Genomic DNA, 5,865 nt, shown 5'->3' with positions numbered 1-5,865 from the left:
GCCTAACGCCTTTTTTAGGATCGCTAATTCCTCCTCCAACTCTTGATTACGACGGCGTAACTCAATGATTTCTTGATTTTGTGGCTTGATGTTGCCTGAACCCACAAAACTCTTTCCGTTGCTTTCTTTGTATTCTTTCACCCAACGGTGAAGAGTGTTGTAAGCCAAACCTAACTCTTTTGCCACTTGGGCGATGGACTTGTCCCCCTCCAAGCATAACTCAACCGCTTGAATCTTGTACTCTTTGTCAAATGTTCTCTTTTTCATGATTGGACACCTCGAACCTATTGGAATTAAGTTTATTATAATCTCCCTGTTCTCCATGTCCACTTTTTAGACTAACATCAAAAGAATAGTATACCAATCATTTCGTCAGGGTATATACAACGTATACCCATTACTCAAGATGGTAAGCTCCAAATAAACCCTATCTGTTTTCAGAAGGGGATTATTCGGAGCTTATTTTTCAGTATACAACTTTTTGGTTACTTAACAATGGCTCGAATTTTAAGATAAGTTTATAATAAAATTGTATCCATTTTCCAATTGCTGATTTTATCATGGTTTTTGGGTTTTTATCTTCACTATGTGGAATAAAAGCTTAAAATCAGCGAGTAAGATCTAACGCTTTTGTTGCTTTTGTGTTAGCTATATTGAAAGGGTTGCAAACAAGTACTTGAGAGGAAAACAGGCGGGAGCATGCGATGCAGGGGAATCAGATGAGGGACAAAGTGAGCTGGGGACGCCTTCCTTGCAAGGATGTCCCCGCTTTGTATTTTAGCTTTGCGTCTGCAATGGCCGTTTTGCTTCCAGCATGGTCCCGTATTTTTCATAATGGACATGCCATGAGAGTGCTTTTTCAAGGAGATGAGGTGTTTGTCCTCCGCGTTTAAGCGCTTCTTGGAAGTATTCACGCAAATGCGGACGGTAACTTGGATGTGCGCAGTTTTCAATAATTAGGGGTGCGCGTTCGATTGGCGCCAATCCGCGAAGATCAGCATAGCCATATTCTGTGATAAGAACATCCACGTCGTGTTCGGTATGATCCACTTGTGATACGAATGGAACGATGCTTGAAATGGCTCCGTTTTTGGCAATGGATTTTGTTACGAAGATCGTTAGTCGGGCATTGCGAGCGAAATCGCCTGAACCGCCGATGCCGTTCATCATATTGGTGCCGCGGACGTGGGTCGAATTAATATTTCCGTATATGTCTGCTTCCAAGGCGGTATTAATGGAAATGAGTCCGAGACGGCGAATGATTTCTGGGTGGTTGGAAATTTCTTGGGGACGAAGGATCAACTTGTCTCGGTAAGCATCCATATTGGAATATACTTGTTTCATTTTGGCTTGTGATAGCGTAATGGAACAGCCGGAAGCAAACAGGACTTTTCCCGCATCGATCAGATCAAACATAGCGTCCTGAAGCACTTCTGAATAAACTTTCAAATTGGGAAATTCAGAATCTAACAAACCGTATAGAACCGCGTTGGCAATCGAACCAATGCCTGCAAAGGAGCTAAATGTTCATTCAGCCGGCCTGCGGCTACTTCTTTTCGAAGAAAACGGATGAAATGATTCGCCATCGCCGCTGTTTCTGCGTCTGGAGGAACGATGGTAGATGGTGAATCCGGTTGGTTGGTGAAAACGATTCCTACTTTAGCCTGTGGATGTATCAGCAATCTTGATGGAATCCGGTGGTTCAGAACGAATGAACAAAGGCTCAGGCGGCTGTTTCATGCTTAGAACCATTCTAAAAATTCAAGTCTGTTGCCAAACGGATCACTGACATAAAAACGATCGGCTCCTTCTAGCGGCTCCTCCTCCTTGATTTCAATTCCCTTGATCATTAAGTGTTTGCGCAGTTTGGCGAGATTTTTGACATGAAAGGCAGGATGTGCTTTTACAGCTGGCTGAAAAGTTTCTTGCACCCCAATATGCAGCTGATGATTTCCGCATTGAAACCAGACTCCGCCGCGCTTTTGCAAGTTTTTTGGTTTGGGAATTTCCTGCATTTCTAAAAGCTCCCCGTAAAATTCACGCGCTTTTTCTTCACAGCCTTTTGGAGCGGCCACTTGAACATGGTCAATTTCCAAAAAAGTGAACTGCATATTTCTCATCCCTTCCATGATCAGTTTCAAACTTATTATAATTAATAAAATATGAATATTCAAAAAACATTTTCATCCAAATATACTTGACTGAATCCTTGATCGCTGATAGGCACATATACATTAGAACATCTAGTAAATTTCATTTGTTTGGAAACTTTTCCTTTATTTTTTCCGTAATAATCTGTATAGAGATCACAGCATATTTGCGTGGATAGGGTGTAGATCTATAACGGAAGATAAAAATGGCGCCGTCCGCGCTTTTGTCACGCAAATATGTAACAACGGCACGCTCACGAACTTGTCTCCAGCCATCAATGTTTTCAGAGAGGTTTGCATTTAGCGTAAAAGGGGGGATGGATGTGCAAAAATACCTTATATTTTTCGTTGTCTTTATCGCTGTATTTACCATGCTGCAGCTGGTTTCAGGACTTTTTTTGACGCTATTATATACTCCTAAAATATCGTGGGAGAAAGCCGCTACACTGCCGTCTCACGTTGAACTGGTCGGCCCCAATCCGCTTTTCTCGATGGCGGTTAGTCTTATTTCATGCGGGATTGCTGCTTGGTGTACAAAATGGCTGGTCGCAAGAATGGGACGGATGAAAAAGTGAATCTGGGAGACAACCTTTGCTTGGAGAACATGACTGCTTACCGTCTTTTGCGTAAAGTGAAAGCGGTATTTTTTTATCAACATCATTGTAAAAAAAACAGTGCTATTTTTGCGATTGACTGGTATCTTTAGCATAAGGGGATATCATTAGCGCATCATCAAGAATATTAGGCGCGATCTCCTTGCTTGTTGATTGTCCGCGAAGTGTTATGCTGTCCGTTTCGTTTGGCACATTCAATGAAAGGGGGGATCCAAATGAAGCGGATCACCATGCTTTTAACGGCCGCGTTGGCCTTTCTCTTTTCTGGATGCACAAGCAGCCATACCGACTATGAAGGGCAAATTCGCGATTTAAAGCAGCAAATTCAAAAACAAACGCAAGCAATCGACGATCTGAAGCAACAAAATGAGAAATTAACCGAAAAAGCGGCTGCTTCTGATGATCGAGTGGAAGGAAATTTGTTGCAGATCGCGTTGGCAGTTGCTCAGGCGTTAAAAGAAAAGAATATGGAGCAGCTATCTTTATATGTGGATTCAGAGAAAGGGGTTCGATTCAGTCCGTATGGCCATGTGAACGTGAAGACAGATTTAGTTTTTACGCCAAAACAGCTGCCATCTTTAATGGAAAGTGGCCAAACGTACCAATTCGGTGAGTTTGACGGGTCGGGAGAGCCGATTAAAATGACCTTTGGCCAATATTTTGACCGCTTTGTATATGATGTTGATTTTGCCAATCCGCAGTTGATTGGCAACAATGTGATTGTCGGTAAAGGAAATACGCTGCAAAATATTCAAGAGGCATATCCGAACAGCGCCTTTGTCGAGTTTCATTTTACTGGATTTGATCAGCAATATGATGGAATGGACTGGCGCAGTTTGCGCTTAGTATTTGAACAGCGAAGTGGAGTGTGGTGTTTAGTCGGAATCGTGCACGACCAATGGACCGCTTAACCTCACCATCGAGAAGTCTTCCGTCTTTCAATGGAGTGTGGGCGAGTAAGGTTCATTGTTTTTCGTTCTCTTCGTTTTATAGGCCTGTTCTCTTGAAAAGGGACGAATCCCGCTTTCAACTAGGGTGTTGTGGAAAGCGGGATTTTTGTTTGTGGGTGAATATGTTGTGGCGTCACGATAAGATACGCTTGGCTAGAAGGTTTGTCAAGAATCGCGCTTCCCAAGCCTTTGCTGCGCCGTCAACAATGATTTTTTATAAAATTAAGATCCCGCTGTGCATAGTAAATGATTATTTTTTTACTTTCGAATCCGCAAGTTCATCATCATTGAATTCAGAGGCAATCATATTTCCTTTATATCCCCTAATCAGTATGCTAAGTTGTTTGGCCAATACTGTTCAAAATGATGTAAAAATCCTGATGTTTTCACCATATTTTCACCTTTCTTTTTTATTATAAAGTCAGAAAACGGGAAATAACAGTAATAGAAGGGGAGTGATAGCATGAATATGACGGAATATGAATATGCGGGCCGCCCGGAGAAAAAAAGAAGCTTTTTTCCTTTTCTGGCTGCTTCGATTATTGGAGCGGTGATCGGAAGCGGCGTGACGCTCTATATGGCCCCGACACTCGGGATTCAGCAGCATGCAGAAAAGAAAGAAACAACGTCGCAGCAAGAAGCGGTAAAATCCAGCGCTTTACCGCTGGAGCCAACCGCAAGCACGTCGAATAGCAATATGGTGCAGGCGATTGAAAATGTAGCGGATGCGGTTGTCGGAGTCATCAACATTCAGCAGCAAGCGGATATTTTCTCGGGCGCTTCTGCAGAACAAGATACAGGAACAGGTTCTGGCGTTATTTTTAAAAAAGCTGGAGATGTCGCCTATATTGTGACCAATAATCATGTGGTTGAAGGAGCAAACAAAGTGGAAGTATCGCTTCCAAGCGGAGAAAGGGTGAAGGCGACAATTGTCGGGACAGATCCATTAAGCGATTTGGCGGTATTAAAAATTAATGGAAAGAACGTTAAGAAGGTCGCTAGTTTCGGTGATTCTTCGACGCTTCGTGTCGGAGAGCAGGTGGCGGCGATTGGGAACCCGCTTGGCTTGGATTTATCAAGAACGGTCACTGAAGGAATTGTCAGCGGAAAGCGAACCATTTCTGTTTCGACATCAGAAGGGGAATGGGAACTGAATGTTATTCAAACGGATGCGGCGATCAATCCAGGAAATAGCGGAGGAGCGCTTATTAACAGCGCGGGACAGGTAGTAGGCATTAATAGTTTAAAAATCGCCCAGGAAGGAATCGAAGGACTTGGATTTGCGCTTCCAAGCCAATATGTTCAACCGGTGATTGAACAATTAATGGAGTACGGAAAAGTGAAACGTCCGTATCTGGGCGTGAATTTGCGGGATTTGAGCGAGATACCAGCAGAAACTCGCTTTGAACAGTTAGGGCTTCCAGAAAATGAAACAAACGGAGTGGTGGTTACTGCGGTGTTGCCGTCTTCTCCTGCCGCTGAAGCGGGAATTCAGGCGAAGGATGTGATTGTGGCAATTAACGGAACAAAAGTCAATAATGTAAGTGAGTTGCGAAAATATTTATATACAAAAACGAAAGTTGGCGAAAAAATTCAATTGCAAATTTTACGCGATGGCAAAAGCAAAACGATTCCGCTTCAGCTAAAAGAGCGACAAGAACAGCAATAAGAGCGTTGAAACAAAAGAATGGTCAATTGCGGCAATTAATATGCACAATGGACATAAAAAAACCAACCCCTCTTCTGTTTCTCAAAACAGAGAGGGGCTTTTCATTAAGGTGAAAATTGAACAATCGAAAGAGTGCTTTGACTTGCCTTCGACCGTAAAAAAATGGAATGACGCCTTTGAATGGACTATACATTCCCTCTTCTGGATGCATCGGTATAACTTGTATGGATGACACGATTTTTCCACCACAAAAGGATAAAACCTCCTCTTTTATTTTAGTTCATCCAAGCTCTATGGAAGGATGGAGGATATTGAAGATACATAGTAATGTCTTTCCGTATTGAAAAAGCATTTTATTCTTGATTTAAGAGCGATTCAGGCTATTTTTGAGTTATAGGGACATTATAAAAATGCAATAAAAAGAAAATATATTCAATCTTAAATAAATTTTTTCGAAATATTAAAAATATTGATTTATAAAT

Annotated in this window: 5 protein-coding genes and 1 pseudogene; 3 read left to right on the top strand and 3 right to left on the bottom strand. The window is 42.1% G+C overall.

Features of this window, described 5'->3' with window-relative positions:
* From B6A27_RS00990 to B6A27_RS00980, 3 genes and pseudogenes are all read right to left on the bottom strand, one after another.
* Nucleotides 1-267: transposase (locus B6A27_RS00990; protein ID WP_161491014.1), on the bottom strand; the 267-nt coding region annotated here is incomplete at its 3' end.
* Between the two features lie 510 nt (nt 268-777).
* Nucleotides 778-1,655, bottom strand: a pseudogene (locus B6A27_RS00985) (acetyl-CoA hydrolase/transferase C-terminal domain-containing protein); the annotation flags it as partial.
* A gap of 87 nt (nt 1,656-1,742) precedes the next feature.
* Nucleotides 1,743-2,111: a VOC family protein gene (locus B6A27_RS00980; protein ID WP_080859649.1), complete on the bottom strand. Its 369-nt coding sequence runs from the start codon at nt 2,109-2,111 to the stop codon at nt 1,743-1,745.
* Nucleotides 2,112-2,473: 362 nt separating this feature from the next.
* Between B6A27_RS00980 and B6A27_RS00975 the strand changes: the two genes are divergently transcribed.
* From B6A27_RS00975 to B6A27_RS00965, 3 genes are all read left to right on the top strand, one after another.
* Nucleotides 2,474-2,725, top strand: a complete 252-nt coding sequence (locus B6A27_RS00975) for a hypothetical protein (RefSeq protein WP_080859647.1) — start codon at nt 2,474-2,476, stop codon at nt 2,723-2,725.
* 254 nt (nt 2,726-2,979) lie between these two features.
* Nucleotides 2,980-3,675, top strand: coding sequence for an FtsB/FtsL family cell division protein (locus B6A27_RS00970; RefSeq protein ID WP_080859645.1), 696 nt, complete (start codon nt 2,980-2,982; stop codon nt 3,673-3,675).
* A gap of 502 nt (nt 3,676-4,177) precedes the next feature.
* A complete protein-coding gene (locus B6A27_RS00965; RefSeq protein WP_080859643.1) occupies nt 4,178-5,383 on the top strand; it encodes a S1C family serine protease in 1,206 nt (401 codons plus the stop codon).
* Nucleotides 5,384-5,865: the final 482 nt, after the last annotated feature.

Origin of the sequence: Anoxybacillus sp. UARK-01 (assembly GCF_002075365.1) — a bacterium.
GTDB lineage: Bacteria > Bacillota > Bacilli > Bacillales > Anoxybacillaceae > Anoxybacteroides > Anoxybacteroides rupiense.
The sequence above is the reverse complement of the archived record's forward strand: the minus strand, read 5'-3'. Positions and strand labels throughout refer to the sequence as shown.